The sequence below is a fragment of the Myxococcus sp. MISCRS1 genome, from assembly GCF_026626605.1.
GTDB lineage: Bacteria > Myxococcota > Myxococcia > Myxococcales > Myxococcaceae > Myxococcus > Myxococcus fulvus.
In genome coordinates this window covers 1,583,538-1,600,374 of record NZ_JAPNKB010000001.1, presented here as the reverse complement: position 1 = coordinate 1,600,374, position 16,837 = coordinate 1,583,538, and the positions used below count along the sequence as shown (strand labels likewise).

Genomic DNA, 16,837 nt, shown 5'->3' with positions numbered 1-16,837 from the left:
TGCTTGGAGCTCACCCGGTTCCGCCGCTCCGAGAGGCCTCCTCGGTGCGGCGCGTCAGTCCTGGAGCAACCCGCGTACCAGCCCGCGTCGGAGGGCCTGGATGCTGGAAATTCTTCAGGAATCCCAAGCGCTTCCTCGGAGGGATTCGTTTGAGCTCAATGAAACTGGGGGCTTGTGATGGCCTTCTTGGACACCGGGTGGGGAGGCCCGGAGAGTCGCTGGGGAATTGAAGGACAGCCGGTGAGTGAGCCTGTCCGATTCTTCCACAGGTGGACAGTGACCCGGATCAGGCGCGGGCCAGTCGTTCCTGCACCAAGGACAGCAGTTCGCGTCCCGCGAAGGGCTTTTCGATGTGGGGACTGGTGACGGTTTCGAGGAAGGCGCGGGCCTGGGGGGTCACCGCACCGCCGGTGAGGAAGATGACGCGGCGGGCCTGCTCCGGATGGCGCTTCATGAGGGTGGAGTAGAAGTCCATCCCGCTCATGCCGGGCATCATCAAGTCGCAGAAGACGACGTCGTAGGACTCGCCAGCCTCGATGCGCTCCAGCGCGTCCTGTGCGCGTGTCGCCAGGGTGACATCGTGGTGGGGGCGCAGGGTGCGGCCCAGGGCGGTGCAGACCAGGGGCTCGTCGTCGACGACGAGCAGCCGGCCGCGCTTCTCCACCGGCGCGGCGGGCTCGGGCCGCGGCGCGGGCGGGGCGGGCTCGACGCGCACGGGCTCCGCGGAGGGCAGCAGCACGCGGAAGGTGGAGCCCCGGCCGGGAGCGCTGCGGACCTGGATCTCGCCGCCGAGCGCCGTCACCAGGTTGTGGCAGATGGACAGGCCCAGGCCGGTGCCCACGCCGGGGGCCTTGGTGGTGAAGAACGGGTCGAACAGGCGCGGCAGGTGCTCGGTGGCGATGCCCACGCCCGTGTCCGTCACCTCCACCAGCACGCGGCCGCCCTCGCCCAGGCGCGCGCCCACGCGAATCTCGTGGCGGTCCGGCGCGCCCTCGGGGATGGCCTGCGCGGCGTTGACCAGCAGGTTGAGGAACACCTGGCCCAGTCGCGACTCGTTGGCGCGCACGGGGGGCACGTCCTCGAAGAGCTTCACCAGCCGCGCGCGGTGGCGGATCTCCGTGGTGGCCAGGTTCAGCGTGGACTCCAGCACCGCGCGCACGTCCACGACGGAGTCCTCCACCGAGTCCACCCGGCTGAAGGTCTTCAGGTCGCGGACGATGGTGCGCACGCGCTCGGCGCCCTGCTGGGCCTCGGAGAGCGCGGCCTGCGCGTCCGACAGCGCCTCCGACAAGGACGCGTCCACGCCGGGGGCGGGCACGCGCGAGAGCTCCTCGCGCGCGAAGGCGAGGTTGGCGGTGAGGTACGCCAGCGGGTTGTTGATTTCGTGCGCCACGCCCGCGGCGAGCGTGCCCACCGACGCCATGCGCTCGGCGAGCATCAGCCGGGCCTGCATCTGGTGGCGCTCCGTCAAATCATGCGCCACGGAGACGATGGAGTCCTCGCCGTCGAAGTGCAGCGGGAAGGTGGTGGACTCCACGTGGAGGATGCCGCCGTCGCGGCGCACCATGCGCCTTTCTTGCAATGCGTTGCGGCCGGTGCGCAGGGCCTCGTGCATGCGCGCGTCCGCGGAGGCGAAGTCCTCGGGGGGAATCATGTCGGAGATGTGCTTGCCGACCAGCTCCTTCACGTCCGAGTAGCCCAGCGCGCGCGCCACCTTGAGGTTGGCGTAGCGCACCCGCGCGTTGCGGTCGAACACGGCGACCAGGTCCGGCAGGCTCTGGATGAGCGTGCGGAAGCTCACCTCGGAGCGGCGCACCTCCTCCTCCGCCTGTTTTATCGGCGTGATGTCGGGGAAGAACGAGATGACGTGCGGCTCGCCCGCGTAGGGCACCAGGCCCATGAAGAGCAGCGTGTGGCGCACCTCGCCCGTGCGCGTGTGGTACTGGGCGTCCACCCCGCGCACCGAGCCGTGCCGGCGCAGCCGCTCCATCACCTGCGCGCGGTCGATGGGCCGCTCCCACAGGTGCAGGTCCACCGTCGTCTTGCCCAGCATCTCCTCGCGCGTGTAGCCGAAGGCGCGGAAGTAGGCGTCATTGGCGGCGACGACCTTGCCCTCGCCGAGCGTGGTGATGGAGGTGGGCACGGGGCTGACGGCGAGCATGGTGTCGCGCAGCTCGTCCCCGAAGGGCACGCCCATGCGGGACTCGCGCCGCGCGTACCTGCGCTCGGCCATGTCCAGCCGCACCCGCAGCTCCTCCAGGTCCGGGGGCCAGGCCAGCACCTCGTCGGCGCCGTCCTCCAGCGCCGGCTCCAGGGCCCGCAGCGCGCCGCGGCGTCCCACGAGCAGCACCACGGCGGACGTGCCGCCGGGCAGGCTGCGCAGGGCCCGCACGAGCGGCATGCGCGAGCCACTCTCGCGTGCATCCAGCACCACCAGTGGGCAGGGGCCGGCGCGCCATGCCGCTGGCACATCCACGTCCCTGGAGACGTGGACCACCGTCATGCCCCGCTCTTCCAGCAGGGTTTCCAGTGGCGACAGGTCCGCCCCTCCCTGAGCGACTATCAGGACCCGCATGGGACTCCTCGCATTGCAAACGGCCATCGTTGCACGAGCCCTCCGGTTGTAAAAGTGCGCCGAGGGTCTAGTTTTCCAGGGCAACCAAAGCCTCGCGCCCGGCGGGCTGTTAGACTGCGGGACGACGGGTGGATTCGAAGCACGGGGGGGTGGTCATGGAACGGCGGGGCTCACAGGACGTGGTGACGGTGGGGCGCAGGGCGCAGGTGGCCGTCTGCGTGCCGCGGCGCAACTTCGAGGGGCTGTTCGTGCACGCGCTGAAGCCGTCCGGGGCGTTCGCCCAGTCCCTCAAGGACATCGGCTACGACGAAGAGGACCTGCAGGAGTCCTATCCGCTCACCGTGTGGCGCGCCGCGCTAGGGGTGGCGCGGCGCTTCGTGTGCGCGGGGCAGACGCCGGAGGCGGCGAACCGGGCCCTGGGGCTGTCCTACGTGGAGGGCTTCGCGCAGACGCTGGTGGGGCGCATCTTCGCCACGGCGGCGCCGCTGCTGGGCACGGAGCGGTGCCTGACGCGGCTGCCCACGTACCTGAAGGCGGGCCGCGAGGACATGCGCATGGAGCTTGCGCCCGTGCGCGAGCGCGAGTGGTGCGTGCGGGTGGTGGACGCGGACCCGCTGCCGGACTTCGTGGCGGGCGTGGTGGAGGGCGTGCTCCTGCGCACCCGGGTGACGGCGCGGGTGGAGGTGCTGGAGCGCGCCCCGGCGGGCTACGCGCTGCGGGTCTGGTGGGAGGAGCCGCGCGCGACTAGTTGAGGTAGCGCTTGGTCGCGGGCGCCACCGCGAGGCTGGGGGTGCCCGGGCTGGACTTGGGCGAGGGGCGCGGCGACGTGGGCCGGACCTGGAGCCAGCGGCCGATGACGTCCAGCAGCCCGTCGAAGGCGTCGCGCAGGGCCCAGGCGCGGTCGTCGGAGTCCTGCAGGCCGGCGCAGCGTGACAGGCCGTCGCGCAGGGCGCGCTGGGCGCCGGGGAAGGCCTCGCACGTGGCGATGAGCTTCTCGGCGGTGCGCGCATAGAGCCGGTAGCAGCCGTCCACGTCGCCGCGGTTGTACGCGGGCGCGCCGGCGTTGATGGCGTGGCCGAGCGTGGTGGCGATGGACTCGAGCGCGTCGGTGTTGGCGCCTTCCAGCAGGCTCAGCGGGTGGCGTGGCACCTGGCGCACGCGGCTGGCGCGGCGGCGCGGCGTCTCCAGGGCGGACAGGGGCAGGCTTCCGGCGCCCTGCAGGAGCGGCAGCAGGTAGCGGGTGGGGATGACCAGGCCCAGCGAGCGGCCGTTGGCGAGCGCCGCGGTGGCCACGCCCACCACGCCACCTCGCAGGTCGAGCACCGGACCGCCGGAGAAGTCGTCGGGGAGCGTGCGGGTGAGCTCCAGCAGGGTGAGCCAGTCGCCGAGCACCTGGACGGCCCGGACCTCCTGCGAGCGGACCTCCGGTGCGGGGCTGGCGGTGGCCCGCAGGACATAGACGGTGTCCCCCTCGCCGGGCAGGCAGACGGGAGCCAGGTCGAGCGGCGGGGCGAGCTCGGGGACGGGCAGTCGCAGCACGGCCAGGTCGCGGCGGTCATCCATGGCGACGACCTGGACCACCTCCGTGCGCGTGCCGTCCGCCATCACCGCGTGAATCTCGCGGGCGCCGGCGACGGCGTGGAGGCTGGTGACGAGGTGTCCCTGCCCGGTGGCGACGAAGCCCGAGGCGGGGCGTCCATCGACTTCCAGCAACACCAGGGAGGGCGAGGCGGAGAACAGCGCGTCACGGGGGGGGGATTTGTCGACGACTCCCTCGGCCATAAGGCCTCCTGCGTCGCGAGGCTGGGATGGGCACCGGGCCGGGTGCCGCCCTCGCGCGCTCGATTGTACCCCCGTTGTATCAAGCCGCTCGGCCTCCACCCAACCGGGGAGGGCTCGCATCGGTAAACAGCTTCACTTGTCTGTGGCGTTGGAGTGTCGGGTCGTTAAACCTCCGACCCGAAATGCACAAGACCCACCTCGTAGGCGCGCGCACCCACAACCTCAAGGACCTCTCCGTCGACCTGGCGGAGGGGGAGCTGGTCTGCATCACCGGAGTCTCGGGCGCGGGCAAGTCGAGCCTGGCGCTCGACACGCTGTACGCCGAGGGACAACGGCGCTTCGTGGAGAGCTTCAGCCCGTATGCCCGGCAGTTCCTCGAGCGGCTGGAGCGGCCGCCCATGGAGGCGCTGGAGCCGGTGGCGGCGGGCGTGGCGGTGGACCGTCGGGCGCCGGTGAAGAGCTCGCGCTCCACGGTGGCGACACTGGCGGACGTGGAGCCGTACCTGTCCGCGCTCTTCACGCGCGAGGCGATGCCCGTGTGTCCCGCATGCGGGGTGGAGGCGGTGCGCACCGACGCGGGCGTGGCGGCCCGCGCGCTGGTGGCCGAGTCCCCGGATGCCGCGGCGCTCATCGCCTTCCCGCTGCGCATCCCCGACACGGCGTCGTTCCTGGACGTGCGCGCGCGCCTGTTGAAGGACGGCTACCACCGGCTGGTGGTGCAGGGCGAGGTGCGGGAGCTGGAGTCGCTCAAGCCCTCGGAGGCCACGGATCCGGCGGGCATCGCCCGGGTGCTGGTGGACCGGGTGAAGCTGTCGTCGTCGCAGGTGGGGCGGGTGACGCAGGCGCTGGAGGACGCGTGGAACCGCGCCGAGGGCGAGGCGGTGGTGCTGTTGCCCGGCGCCGAGGCGAAGCGGGTGCGCCGGGGCCTGGTGTGTCCGAAGTGCGCGCGCGAGTTCGAGGCGGCGCGGCCGGGCCTGTTCAGCTACCAGTCGCCCGTGGGCGCGTGCGCGGCGTGCCGGGGCTTTGGCCGCACCATCGGCATCGACTGGGACAAGGTGATTCCCAACCCGGCGCTGAGCCTGTCGCAGGGCGCCATCCGTCCGTGGTCCGGCGCGTCGACGGAGTGGGAGCGCGGCATGCTCCAGCGCTGGTGCCGCGAGAAGAAGATTCCCCTGGATGCGCCCTGGTCCTCGCTGACGCCGGCGCAGCGTGAGTCGGTGCTGGAGGGCGCGGGGGACTACGACGACGGCCGCGCGTATCCGGGCGTGCGCGCGTGGTTCCGGTGGATGGAGGGGCGCACGTACAAGATGCACGTGCGCGTGCTGCTGGCGCGCTACCGGGCGTATTCGCTGTGCAAGGACTGCGGCGGCGCGCGGCTCAACGAGCAGGCGCGGGCCTACCGCGTGGGCGGGTTGGACCTGCCGGGGTGGCACGGGCTGGAGCTGACGCAGGCGCTGGCGCGGCTGGACGCGCTGGGCACGACGACGGGGCAGGGGGAGCTGGCGCGGCGCGAGCTGGCCGGACGCCTGCGCTACCTGCAGCGCGTGGGGCTGGGCTACCTGACGCTGGACCGGCAGGCGCGCACGCTGTCCGGTGGCGAGGCGCAGCGCGTGTCGCTGACGGCCGCGCTGGGCACCTCGCTCACCGGCTCGCTCTTCGTGCTGGATGAGCCCACCGTGGGGCTGCACCCGGGCGACGTGCCGCCGCTGACGGAGGCCATCGCGGAGCTGGCGGAGCGCGGCAACATCGCGCTCGTCATCGAGCATGACCCGCTGGTCATCCGCTCCGCGCACCGCGTGCTGGAGCTGGGGCCGGGCGCGGGCCGCGAGGGCGGCGAGCTGTGCTTCGACGGTCCTCCCGAGGCGCTGGCGAAGCGCAAGGACCTGCCCACGGGCCGGCTGCTCGCGGGTGGGGCCGAGACGAAGCGGGCGCCGCGCGAGCGGACCGGTGAGCTGGTGGTGAAGGGCGCGCGCGAGCACAACCTCAAGGCGCTGTCGGTGAAGGTGCCGCTGGGCGTGCTGTGCGCGGTGACGGGGCCGAGCGGCTCGGGCAAGAGCACGTTGGTGGACGAGGTGCTCTACCGGCACCTGGCGCGGCGGCTGGGCGTGAAGGACGTGGAGGCCCCGGGCGCGGTGGACGCGCTGGAGGGGGCCGACGCGGTGAAGGCCATCACCTTCGTGGACCAGTCTCCGCTGGGGCGCACCTCGCGTGGCAACGCGGCCACGTACACCAAGGCGTGGGACCGGCTGCGCGAGCGCTTCGCCGCGGAGCCGGACGCCGAGGTGCGCGGCCTGACGCCGGCGCACTTCTCCTTCAACGTGGACAAGGGGCGCTGCGAGGCGTGCTCGGGCGAGGGCTACGAGACGGTGGAGATGCAGTTCCTCGCGGACGTGGCCCTGTTGTGCGCGGTGTGCCGGGGCCGGCGCTTCAAGGAGGAGGTGCTCGCCGTCCGACACCAGGGCTTCAGCGTGGCGCAGGTGCTGGAGATGACGGTGGCGGAGGTGCTCCAGCACTTCGGGAGCGACGCGGCCCTGCAGCGCGCGCTGGGGCCGGTGGCGCGGTTGGGCCTGGGCTACCTGCCGTTGGGACAGCCTCTGTCCACGCTGTCGGGCGGCGAGGCGCAGCGGTTGAAGCTGGCGCGGGCGCTGGCCAGCGAGGCGAAGGGCGCGCTGTTCCTCATCGACGAGCCGAGTGCGGGCCTGCACGCGGAGGACGTGCGTCACGTCATCGACGCGCTGCACGCGCTGGTGGACAAGGGCGCGAGCGTCATCGTGGTGGACCATGACGTCGCGGTGATGAAGGCGTCGGACTGGGTCATCGACCTGGGGCCGGTGGGCGGCAAGGACGGCGGGCGGCTGGTGGCCGAGGGCACGCCGGAGTCGGTGGCGCGCGGCGAGGGCGCGACGGCGGTGGCGCTCCGGGGCGAGCGCAAGCCCCTGGGCCGCGTGGTGAAGGCGCGGCGGCCGGGCAAGGACGCGGCGCCCGCCATCGAGGTGGAGCACGCGCGCGAGCACAACCTCCAGGACGTGTCCTGCAAGATTCCCCTGGGGAAGATGACCGTCGTCACGGGGCCGAGCGGCTCGGGCAAGAGCTCGCTCGCGTTCGACGTGGTGTTCGCGGAAGGGCAGCGGCGCTTCCTGGAGACGCTCAGCCCGTACGCGCGCCAGTTCCTGCCCACCATGCCCCGGCCGGACGTGGAGCGCGTCAGCTCCATTCCGCCGAGCGTGGCGCTGGAGCAGCGCACCTCGCGCGCGGGCGGCACCAGCACGGTGGCCACCGTCACCGAGGTGGCCCACTACCTGCGGCTCTTGTTCGCCAAGCTGGGCGAGCCGCACTGCCCCAACGACGACACGCCCATCACCTCCACGTCGCCGGAGGTGTTGTTCGCGCAGCTCTCCCAACTGAAGGGGGATGGGACGGTGCTGGCGCCGGCGGTGCGCTCGCGCAAGGGCACGTACCTGGATGTCTTCGCCGCCGCGGCGCGCGCGGGCATCACCACGGCCATCGTCGACGGGCAGCTGTCCTCCACGGACGACCCGCCGCGCCTGGCGAAGACGCGCGAGCACGACATCGACCTGGTGATGCACGAGGGCAAGCTGTCGAAGCTGCCCCGGGACGTGTTCGACAAGGCGCTGGGCTGGGGGCAGGGCGCGCTCAAGGTTCGCACGTCGAAGGGCGAGACGCTCCTGTCCACCGAGCGCACGTGCCCCAAGTGCGGCACGGCGGTGCCGGAGCTGGACCCGCGCTGGTTCTCGTTCAACACCAAGCAGGGCCGCTGCGAGTCGTGCGAGGGCACGGGTGTGAAGGGTGGCCCCGAAGCGCAGGCCGAGGGCGAGACGGCGCCGTGCCGTGAGTGCGGCGGCAGTCGACTGGCGCCGGTGCCTCGGGGCGTGCGCCTGGAAGGAGCGCGCTACCACGAGGTGGTGCAGCAGTCCGTGGCGGCCTCGCTGGCGCGGGTGCGGGGCTGGAAGTTCAAGGGAGATCGGGCGCTGCTCGGCGAGCCCTCGCGGCAGGAGTTGCTGCGGCGCATGGAGTTCCTGGAGCGGGTGGGCCTGGGCTACCTGTCCCTGGACCGCAACGCGGCCACGCTGTCGGGTGGGGAGATGCAGCGCCTGCGGCTGTCGGCGCAGCTGGGCGCGGGGCTCACCGGCGCGATGTACGTGCTCGACGAGCCGACCATCGGCCTGCACCCGCGCGACACGCACCGGCTGCTCGACAATCTGCGCGCGCTGGTGAACACCGGCTCCACGGTGCTGGTGGTGGAGCATGACTCGGACACCATCCGCGCGGCGGACCACCTGCTGGATCTGGGCCCGACGGGCGGACGCGGCGGTGGGCGCATCCTCGCGGAGGGACCTCCGGACGTGGTGCTCCAGGGCGAGTCCCCCACGGCGCTCGCGCTGCGGGCGTCCCAGGTGCGGCCTCCCTCCGGACGTGGGGAGCCGAAGCAGTGGCTGGAGCTGAAGGGCGCGCGGGCCAACAACCTGAAGCGCGTGGACCTGCGGCTGCCGGTCGGCCGGCTCAACGTCGTCAGCGGCGTGTCCGGCTCGGGCAAGAGCACGCTGATTCGACAGGTGCTGTACCCGGCGCTGCGAGAGGCGCTGGAGCTGGTGTCCTCGCGGCCCGGACCGTTCGACTCGCTCAAGGGCGTGGAGGCGGTGAAGCGGGTGATGTCGGTGGACCAGTCTCCCATCGGCCGCACGCCGCGCTCGGTGCCCGCGACGTTCCTGGGCATCTGGGACGAGCTGCGTCGGGCCTTCGCGGCGACCCCCGAGGCGAAGATTCGCGGCTTCTCCGCCGCGCGCTTCTCCTTCAACACGGCGAGCGGTGGACGGTGCACCGCGTGCGAGGGCCAGGGCTCCATCTCCCACGAGATGTCCTTCCTCCCGGACGTGGTGACGCCGTGCGAGGCCTGTGGGGGCGCGCGCTTCGACGCGGCGACGCTGGAGGTGCGCTACCACGGGCTGTCCATCGGCGACGTGCTGCGGCTGTCCGCGGACGAGGCGAAGGACGTCTTCCAGAACCTGCCCAAGGTGGCGGCGCCGCTGCAGTGCCTCGCGGACCTGGGCGTGGGCTACCTCCAGCTGGGCCAGGGCTCCAACACGCTGTCCGGCGGTGAGGCGCAGCGGTTGAAGCTGGCGGCCGAGCTGACGGCGTCCTCGCGGCACGAGCCCACGCTCTACGTGCTGGACGAGCCCACCACGGGCCTGCACGTGGGCGACGTGGAGAAGCTCATCACCTTCATGGGCCGGCTGGTGGACCGCGGCGACACGCTGGTGGTCATCGAGCACCACCCGTCGGTCATCGGCGCGGCGGACCACCTGGTGGAGCTGGGGCCCGAGGGCGGCGAGGAGGGTGGCCACATCGTCGCGGCGGGCACGCCTCGCGAGGTGGCGAAGCTGAAGACGGCGACGGGCCGGGTGCTGCGCTCGCTCTTCACGGGCGAGGAGGCCCCGTCATCGCGACGTGGCGCGTCGGGGGGACGGCGGTGATTGTCACGGACAGGACAGAAGGGCGTGAAACGGGGCCGGGGCTTCGGCATCCTTCCGGCCGCATGCGAACCCTTCAAGTCCTGTGCGTCGCCTCGGCGCTCGTCGTCACCCCGGCCCTGGCCGGTGATGTGGCGACGAAGCCGTCCACTCCCGTGAAGTCCCAGCCCTCCAGCGAGAAGAAGCCCATGTCCCTGCACGCGTTGTCCGCCAACCGCCTCGACGGCAAGCCCGCCAACCTCTCCGACTACCAGGGCAAGGTCCTGGTCATCGTGAACACGGCGTCCGAGTGTGGCTACACGCCGCAGTACGCGGGCCTGGAGAAGCTCTACCAGGACTACAAGGACAAGGGCGTCGTGGTGCTGGGCTTCCCGTCCAACGACTTCGGTGGGCAGGAGCCGGGCAGCTCGGAGCAGATCGCGAAGTTCTGCGAGCTGCGCTTCAAGGTGACGTTCCCCATGTTCGAGAAGGTGAAGACGAAGGGCGAGGGCCAGTCGCCCGTCTACGCCTTCCTGTCGAAGGACCACGACGCGCCGAAGTGGAACTTCCACAAGTACGTGGTGGGCAAGGACGGCCAGGTGCGCGCGGGCTTCCCGAGCAAGGTGACGCCGGAGAGCGACGAGCTGCGCAAGGCCGTCGACGCCGCGCTCGCCCAGCCCTGAGCGGGGCCTTGTTCGCCGGCCCGGGTGGGGACAGCCGCCCGGGCGGGTGATGCGTCGTTCGTGAGGGACTGGGTGTCCTCGTGGGCCGGCGCTCCTTCCTCCGCCCTCACGGCATGCGGGCCTGGGGGCCCGTGTGGCGCGGGCGTGCCCCTGGGGTCACCGTCCCAGGTGGACGTGGCCCTTGAGGAGGGAGCCGCATGGCCCTGTCGACATCCGGATTCGGGACGCGGGAGGAGGCGTGGCCCGCGCTGCCCTTCGCGGAGTGGAAGGACACCTATGCCACGCTGCACCGTTACACCCAGGTGCTCGGCAAGGTGCGGTTGGCGCTGACGCCGCCGGAGAACCACTGGTGGAACGTGTCGTTCCGCGTGACGTCTCGCGGGCTCACCACGGGGCTGATTCCCTATGGGAATGGGAGCTTCGAGGTGGACTTCGACTTCCTGGCCAGCGAGCTGCGCTTCCTGACGAGCCGTGGAGACGTGCGCGTCATGGAGCTGACGGCGCGCTCGGTGGCGGAGTTCTATCGGGACGTCATGTCGACGCTGCGCGAGCTGGGCGTGGAGGTGCACATCTGGGAGCAGCCGGTGGAGATTCCCGATGACACGACGCCCTTCAGCCAGGACACGCACCACGCGACGTATGTGCCCGGGCACGTGCGCAACTGGTGGCGGGCGTTGTTGCAGGCCCACATCGCGATGAAGGCGTTCCGCGCGGGCTTCACGGGCAAGTGCAGCCCCGTGCAGTTCTTCTGGGGGAGCTTCGACCTGGCGGTGACGCGCTTCGGCGGGCGGCCCGCTCCGGCGCGGCCGGGCGCGGACGCGGTGACGGCGGAGGCGTATTGCGAGGAGGTGTGCAGCGTGGGCTTCTGGCCCGGCACGGAGGCGCTCGGTGGCGCGGCGTTCTATTGCTACGCGGCGCCCGAGCCGAAGGGGTTCGCTGAAGCGAGCGTGAAGCCCTCGGGGGCGGGGTACGACGCGAACCTGAAGGAGTTCCTGCTGCCGTACGAGGCCGTGCGGCGCGCGAAGGACCCGAGGGCCTTCCTGCTCGACTTCTTCCAGTCCACGTACGACGCGTGCGCGGACCTGGGGAAGTGGGACCGCGCCCGTTGCGAGCGGCCCCTCATCATCCCCGAGAGCGTGAAGGGCGCGTGGAGGAGCGTCACCCTGCCCGAGCAGCCTCCCGCCGACGCGAGTCCCTGAGTGGAGCTGGTGGCGGTCCGCGTGGCCTCGTGAGGGTTTGTTCGAACGAGGCCGCGTGGCTCCGCGCTCAGCAGGTGGCCGCAAGCGGCGGATGGGGGGCGAGAGCGGACGGGGGCGTGGCTTCCGCGCCCGGCGGGAGGTCGCGCGACTCAACCTGGCTTGCGCCTCCACGCGCGCAGCAGCAGCGCCGCGAGGCCCAGCCCCCCCAGCACGCCCACGAGCGTCATCCCGAGCAGCCACAGGAACACCCGGTCGACCAGCAGCGTCGCGCGCTGGAAGGTCAGGTCCACCATCCCGAGGCCGATGCGCTCGCCCTGCTGAAGGGTCTCCACCCGCTCCGTGTGGAGCGCGGAGAGCACGGCCTGTCGCTCGCCCGCCACCTCCACCATCAAGGCCCGTCGCTCCTGCTCGACGAAGCGCTGCAGCGCCTCGCGCTCCGAGGTGAGCGCGGACAGCATCGCGCTCCGCTCCCGCGCCACCAGCGCGGACGTCCCCGCCGCCAGCGCTCCGAACTGCTCCAGCGTGTCCACGGCGCGCCCCAGGTCCGCCAGCACCTCGCGCGTGGGCACCGCCTTCAGCGCATCCTGCGCCATCGACTCCGCCTGCCAGCGCGCCTGCCGCGGCAGTGACGCCGCATACAGGTCCACGCGCGCCGTCAGGTCCCGGACATCCTCCACCAGCACCCCCGCCGTCCCCAGGGCCCCCATGCCGGACATCGAGGTCACCTCCGCGAGCAACGACACCGTGGACACCCGCGTGACGAGCGGGCCCACCAGCGGGTGCTTCGCGGCCCACTCATGGACCCGCGCCCGCGCGCCCTCCACGTCCTGACGTCCGCAGACGTCCTTCCAGAGCGCCTCCACCTCCGCCTCCTGCTGGCGCAACATCCGCTCCGCCCGGGCCACGAGCTCCGGTGACGCGCCCGCGCCCGTCGCCCGCGGGGGCAGGGCGAGCTCGAGCTGCGCGAGCAGCGCCCACGCATCCACCAGCGCCGCCACGGGGTCCGGCTGGAGCAGGGCCGCCTGCATCGCGGGCACCGCGTTGATCTTGAACCGCGTCATCGCCGCGCGCACCTCCTCGGAGCCGGACTCCGCCGCGATTTCATCCGCGGAGGCCTCCAACAACCCCGAGAAGCGCCGGGCCATGTCCCGCACGCGGACGCGCAGCGCCTCGACGGACAGGTCCGAACGTCCCACCCGCCGCACCAGCTCCGAGCGGGGCGCCGCGACGGAGCAGCCGCTCACCCAGAGGAGCAGCAGGACGCATCCAACGAGTCGGCGCGGAGGGGACATGGAGCCGGCTCAAGCTGCTCACGTCCCCGCCACGTCACGACCGGACCTCCAGGACAGCGGGCGTGTCCGGCGTCCGACGCCTCGGCGCCGGACACGCGCACCTGGCTACTTTCCACCCCGGGGTGGGAAGCGCTCGAGGATCTCCTCCACCGACTTGTTGATGCGCGACTGCTGCTTCTCCGCCTTGGCGCTGTCGTCGATCTCCGACTGGGCCTGGCCGCGCCACACCAGCTTCTTCGACTGGGCGTCGACCACGTCGATGATCAGCGTCCCCTGCTCGTACTCGCGCACCACCGTCTCCGGCGCCGACATGGCCACCGGGCCGCCCCCGTAGAACGGATCCCACATCGGGTCGTACGGATAGCCGTAGTACGCGTTGACGGTGTCCGCCTCCAGCTTGTTGTCGATGGCCCCGTGCCAGCCGAGGAGGAAGTCCGGATTGGCCTCCACCTTCTGGTAGCCGTGCGACTGGAGATAGGCGTCCGCCGCCCGCTCCACCTCACCGCCGACGATGGGGTTGTACACGCGCTTGTCGCTGCCCTGGGGCTGCGGCAGCCACGCGTAGGTCTTGTAGCCGTCGAGCTGCTGGACGGCGCTCGGGTCGTAGTTCGTGCTCACGTCGATGCCGGCGCAGGCCGTGAGGGCACACGCCATCAACAGGGGCGCGAGTCGAATCAGCGGACGCATGGAAGCCTCCTCGGTGACGGCGCGACACGCGCCGTCGGCTCCCTGACGGTAGTCATGCCCCCGCGCCGCACTCCGGGTTGGATGCCTGTTTGTCCCGGACCCGGGGCGCACCCGCGCTCAGTCGTCCGCGCCCGCGTCGCCCGGCCCCTCGCCCCTCCAGGGCCGCTTCATCCGGCCACCGTCCCTGGCCAGGGTGAGCGCCAGCTTCGCCCGCTTGTCCGCGGGCAGCTCCTTCGCCAGCGCCTGGTACATCTCCCGGTCCAGCACGGTGATGCGCTCACGGGCCTCGAAGGCGCGCTGCGCGGCCGCGTCCACCTGCGCCAGCGCCGCGCTGTCACCCCGGGCCGCCTGGTGCAGCGTGCGCGCGGCCTCCCGCACCTGCTCGCGCAGCGGCCTGCGCTTCTCGTCGAACTGGCGCAGCGTCTGCTCCATCTTCAGCGCCTGCTGGTTGTCCAGCTCCAGCGCCTCCGACAGCGCCAGCACCTGCCGCAGCCGCAGCCGCTTCTCCAGGCGCTCCATCCGCTCGGTCACGCGCGCGGAGCGCTCCTCGCCCTTGTCACCGGGCTTCGCCAGCGCCAGCCAGGGCACGAGCACCACGGACAGCATCACCCACGACGTGCGCGTCATCGTCTTCACAACGTCTCTCCCAGCAGGTCGTCGTCCCAGCTCTTGAGGTCCTCGAAGGACTCCTCGTCCTCCCACGTCGCCCCGGCCTCCAGCGGCTCCAGCCCCGCCCAGGCCTCGAAGTCCGCGAGCGTCTGCGCCTCCACCGCGCGCTCCTCGGCGCGGACATCGGCGGACTCGGTGGGGGAGGCCCCCTGCGTCGTCCACGGACGCGGCAGGCCCGGCATCAGCACCATCGCCGCGACCACCGCCGCCGCGGCCAGCAGCGAGCCCACCGTGCGCCGTCGCAGCGTCTGGCTCATGCGCTCGCGCCTCCACGTCTCCAGCGCGCGCTGGGGGACGGTGTCCTGCGCGGCCTTCTCCGCGGCCGTCGGCGCGGGCAGCGCCACCAGCGACAGCACCTCCATCGACTGCGCGAGCGCCTCGCGGCACCCCGCGCACGCCTCCACGTGCCGCAACAGCGGCACCGACTCCTCGGGCTCCAGGGCCCCCGCGGCGTGCAGGTCCAGTCGGGCTTCCATGTCCGGGCATGCGGCCATCAGTGCTTCTCCTCCGGCTCACCCACCCGCGCCTTCAGGCGCTTCACCGCATGGTGGAACTGAACCTTCGCATTGTTCTCGGTGATGCCGAGCGTCTGCGCGATATCCTTGAACGCCAGGCCCGCGTCCACGCGCAGCGTCAGCACCTCGCGCTGACGACGGGGCAGGGTAAGGACCTCCTCGCGAACCTTCCGCGCCCGCTCGGCCCGCTCCAACCCGTCCTGCGCGGATTCCCCGGGCGCCTCGGCCACGTCCTCGCGGGGGGCCTCCACCAGCACCGGCCGCCACCGCTGCCCCTGGCGCGCGTGGTTCTTCGCCAGGTTGAGCGCGATTCGCACCAGCCACGCCCGGAACGGCGCCGGCCCCGTCGGCGTGAAGCGCGAGAACACCCGGCGCGAGGCCTCCAGCGCGCGCAGGAACGCGCCCTGCGTCAGGTCCGCGGCGTCCTCGGGCCGCGTCGTGTAGCGGCGCACCAGCGAGAAGATGAGCGCCCGGTGCCGCAGCACCAGCACCTCGAACGCCGCCGTCTCCCCGTCCAGGAAGGCGCGGCACAGCACCTCGTCCGGTGCCCCCTCCAGGGCCAGCCGGCGAGACGGCATCGCCACCACCTGGCCGCCTGTCTCCCTGATGCTCACGACTGCCTCAACCCCCAGCACCCCCCCAGGTTATTTTTCACGGCCGCGGTGAATCTGAAATCATGTTTCCCTAGAAATAACAGCGTGTTGAGGGACGGCCGGGCAGGGGGATGGTTGCCGCCTCCGCCACCCGGCTGTCACAATGCGTGAGGTTGGTGCAACCCACGGACTTCTCATGGTTCTGGAAGGCTCGGGCTCTCGCATCAAGGGGGGCGTACTCATCGCGCGCCTGAACATGCTGCGCCGGGTGGGCGGGCAGGTTCGGGTGGACGAGGTCCTGGGGCGGCTGCCCCCGGTGGACCAGGCCGTGTTGCGCCAGGCCATCCTCCCGGTGGCCTGGTATCCGCTGGAGCTGAACCTGCGGTTGGACTCGGCCATCGCGGAGGTGCTGTCGCCGGAGGACGAGGGACGGGCCTTCATCGACATGGGCCGCTCGTCCGCGGACGAGGCGCTGCACGGGGAGCAGAGCGCGTTCATCCGGCGCGGAGAGCCGCACTTCCTGTTGAGCCAGGCGCCGCGCATCTACCGCTTCTATTACGCGGTGGGCTCGCGCACGTACGAGTCCACGGGGCCTCGCTCCGCCATCCTGCGCACCTTCAGCGCGGAGAACGTCACGGAGGCGGACTGTCTCACCATCATCGGCTGGCACGAGCGGGCCATCGAGCTGTCGGGCGGGCTGTCGCCGCGCGTCACGCATCCGATGTGCCGGGCGCGGGGCGCGGCCCACTGCGAGTACCACTGCGCCTGGGAGTGACTCAGGCGGCCGAGTCGTACGCGGCCGTCATGGGGTGGGACTCGAGGTAGGCGAGCACGTCGTCCAGATGGCGGTACACGCGCACCTCGTGACGGATGATGTCCTCGATGCGGCCTTCCGGGCCGATGATGAAGGTGACGCGGCGGTCCACGCGGAGCACGGGCCAGAGGACGTCGTAGGCGCGGCTGATGACGCGGTCCGGGTCTCCGAGCAGCGAGAAGTGGATGTCCTCCTTCTCGGCGAACGCGCACTGGGTGGCCTGGGTGTCCACGGAGACGCCGACCAGCTCGGCGCCCAGCTCCTGCAAGTGCAGGTGGTTGTCGCGGAACGCCCGGTTCTCGATGGTGCAGCCGAGCGTGAAGGCCTTGGGGAAGAAGAAGAGGACGACGCGGCGCCCTCGCAGCGCGGACAGGCTCAGGGGCACGCCATGACAGTCGATGGCGACGAAGTCAGGCGCGAGGTCTCCGATGGCGAGCATTCCGGCAGCTCCCTTTCTGGTGGCCGCGACGGTCCACCGGTACCACGTCTTCGGTGCGGGGCTGGGTGACGATTGCTCGCCAGCTCCCGCCGCGTTCGCCCCAGGACGGGGCGACTGTGTC

General features: G+C 71.9%; 13 protein-coding genes. 5 read left to right on the top strand and 8 right to left on the bottom strand.

Features of this window, described 5'->3' with window-relative positions; genetic code table 11:
* Positions 1-286: 286 nt before the first annotated feature.
* Positions 287-2,503 (bottom strand): PAS domain S-box protein, encoded by a 2,217-nt coding sequence (locus tag OWM54_RS06170; RefSeq protein WP_267696876.1) that lies wholly within the window; start codon positions 2,501-2,503, stop codon positions 287-289.
* Between the two features lie 227 nt (positions 2,504-2,730).
* Here OWM54_RS06170 and OWM54_RS06165 point away from each other — a divergent pair, with 227 nt between their 5' ends.
* Entirely contained in the window at positions 2,731-3,327 is a 597-nt protein-coding gene (locus OWM54_RS06165; RefSeq protein WP_223746542.1) for a DUF2378 family protein, read from the top strand.
* Here OWM54_RS06165 and OWM54_RS06160 read toward each other — a convergent pair.
* Positions 3,320-4,357 carry a S1 family peptidase gene (locus OWM54_RS06160; protein WP_267696875.1) on the bottom strand — a complete coding sequence of 346 codons (1,038 nt, stop codon included), beginning with the start codon at positions 4,355-4,357 and terminating at the stop codon, positions 3,320-3,322. The two genes, OWM54_RS06165 and OWM54_RS06160, sit on opposite strands and share 8 nt — an antisense overlap.
* Positions 4,358-4,539: 182 nt before the next feature.
* Between OWM54_RS06160 and uvrA the strand changes: the two genes are divergently transcribed.
* The 3 genes from uvrA (at position 4,540) to OWM54_RS06145 (ending at position 11,707) form a co-directional block, all read left to right on the top strand.
* A complete protein-coding gene (gene uvrA / locus OWM54_RS06155) occupies positions 4,540-9,849 on the top strand; it encodes an excinuclease ABC subunit UvrA (RefSeq protein ID WP_267696874.1) in 5,310 nt (1,769 codons plus the stop codon).
* A gap of 62 nt (positions 9,850-9,911) precedes the next feature.
* A complete protein-coding gene (locus OWM54_RS06150; protein WP_267696873.1) occupies positions 9,912-10,508 on the top strand; it encodes a glutathione peroxidase in 597 nt (198 codons plus the stop codon).
* 197 nt (positions 10,509-10,705) lie between these two features.
* A complete protein-coding gene (locus OWM54_RS06145) occupies positions 10,706-11,707 on the top strand; it encodes a DUF5996 family protein (protein ID WP_267696872.1) in 1,002 nt (333 codons plus the stop codon).
* A gap of 149 nt (positions 11,708-11,856) precedes the next feature.
* Here OWM54_RS06145 and OWM54_RS06140 read toward each other — a convergent pair whose 3' ends face one another.
* From OWM54_RS06140 to OWM54_RS06120, 5 genes are all read right to left on the bottom strand, one after another.
* Positions 11,857-12,999 carry a chemotaxis protein gene (locus tag OWM54_RS06140; RefSeq protein WP_267696871.1) on the bottom strand — a complete coding sequence of 381 codons (1,143 nt, stop codon included), beginning with the start codon at positions 12,997-12,999 and terminating at the stop codon, positions 11,857-11,859.
* Positions 13,000-13,104: 105 nt separating this feature from the next.
* Complete coding sequence (locus OWM54_RS06135; RefSeq protein WP_223746548.1) at positions 13,105-13,686, bottom strand: DUF4136 domain-containing protein; 582 nt, start codon at positions 13,684-13,686, stop codon at positions 13,105-13,107.
* A gap of 117 nt (positions 13,687-13,803) precedes the next feature.
* Complete coding sequence (locus tag OWM54_RS06130; RefSeq protein ID WP_255652834.1) at positions 13,804-14,313, bottom strand: hypothetical protein; 510 nt, start codon at positions 14,311-14,313, stop codon at positions 13,804-13,806.
* A 5-nt stretch (positions 14,314-14,318) separates the two neighbouring features.
* Positions 14,319-14,849: a zf-HC2 domain-containing protein gene (locus OWM54_RS06125; protein WP_267696870.1), complete on the bottom strand. Its 531-nt coding sequence runs from the start codon at positions 14,847-14,849 to the stop codon at positions 14,319-14,321.
* Complete coding sequence (locus tag OWM54_RS06120) at positions 14,849-15,484, bottom strand: RNA polymerase sigma factor (RefSeq protein WP_223746550.1); 636 nt, start codon at positions 15,482-15,484, stop codon at positions 14,849-14,851. Before OWM54_RS06120 ends, OWM54_RS06125 begins: the two co-directional genes overlap by 1 nt.
* A gap of 175 nt (positions 15,485-15,659) precedes the next feature.
* Here OWM54_RS06120 and OWM54_RS06115 point away from each other — a divergent pair, with 175 nt between their 5' ends.
* Positions 15,660-16,238 (top strand): TIGR02265 family protein, encoded by a 579-nt coding sequence (locus OWM54_RS06115; RefSeq protein WP_223783126.1) that lies wholly within the window; start codon positions 15,660-15,662, stop codon positions 16,236-16,238.
* Position 16,239: 1 nt separating this feature from the next.
* Here the strand turns inward: OWM54_RS06115 and OWM54_RS06110 are convergent, their stop codons facing one another.
* Entirely contained in the window at positions 16,240-16,716 is a 477-nt protein-coding gene (locus OWM54_RS06110; protein ID WP_141333400.1) for a peroxiredoxin, read from the bottom strand.
* Positions 16,717-16,837 lie beyond the last annotated feature (121 nt).

What these genes read in the sequence shown, in the direction of transcription:
- OWM54_RS06170 (WP_267696876.1), bottom strand. Translation starts at nt 2,503, where the DNA reads ATGACGGTGGTCCACGTCTCCAGGGACGTGGATGTGCCAGCGGCATGG.
- OWM54_RS06165 (WP_223746542.1), top strand. Translation starts at nt 2,731, where the DNA reads ATGGAACGGCGGGGCTCACAGGACGTGGTGACGGTGGGGCGCAGGGCG.
- OWM54_RS06160 (WP_267696875.1), bottom strand. Translation starts at nt 4,357, where the DNA reads ATGGCCGAGGGAGTCGTCGACAAATCCCCCCCCCGTGACGCGCTGTTC.
- uvrA (WP_267696874.1), top strand. Translation starts at nt 4,540, where the DNA reads ATGCACAAGACCCACCTCGTAGGCGCGCGCACCCACAACCTCAAGGAC.
- OWM54_RS06150 (WP_267696873.1), top strand. Translation starts at nt 9,912, where the DNA reads ATGCGAACCCTTCAAGTCCTGTGCGTCGCCTCGGCGCTCGTCGTCACC.
- OWM54_RS06145 (WP_267696872.1), top strand. Translation starts at nt 10,706, where the DNA reads ATGGCCCTGTCGACATCCGGATTCGGGACGCGGGAGGAGGCGTGGCCC.
- OWM54_RS06140 (WP_267696871.1), bottom strand. Translation starts at nt 12,999, where the DNA reads ATGTCCCCTCCGCGCCGACTCGTTGGATGCGTCCTGCTGCTCCTCTGG.
- OWM54_RS06135 (WP_223746548.1), bottom strand. Translation starts at nt 13,686, where the DNA reads ATGCGTCCGCTGATTCGACTCGCGCCCCTGTTGATGGCGTGTGCCCTC.
- OWM54_RS06130 (WP_255652834.1), bottom strand. Translation starts at nt 14,313, where the DNA reads ATGACGCGCACGTCGTGGGTGATGCTGTCCGTGGTGCTCGTGCCCTGG.
- OWM54_RS06125 (WP_267696870.1), bottom strand. Translation starts at nt 14,849, where the DNA reads ATGGCCGCATGCCCGGACATGGAAGCCCGACTGGACCTGCACGCCGCG.
- OWM54_RS06115 (WP_223783126.1), top strand. Translation starts at nt 15,660, where the DNA reads ATGGTTCTGGAAGGCTCGGGCTCTCGCATCAAGGGGGGCGTACTCATC.
- OWM54_RS06110 (WP_141333400.1), bottom strand. Translation starts at nt 16,716, where the DNA reads ATGCTCGCCATCGGAGACCTCGCGCCTGACTTCGTCGCCATCGACTGT.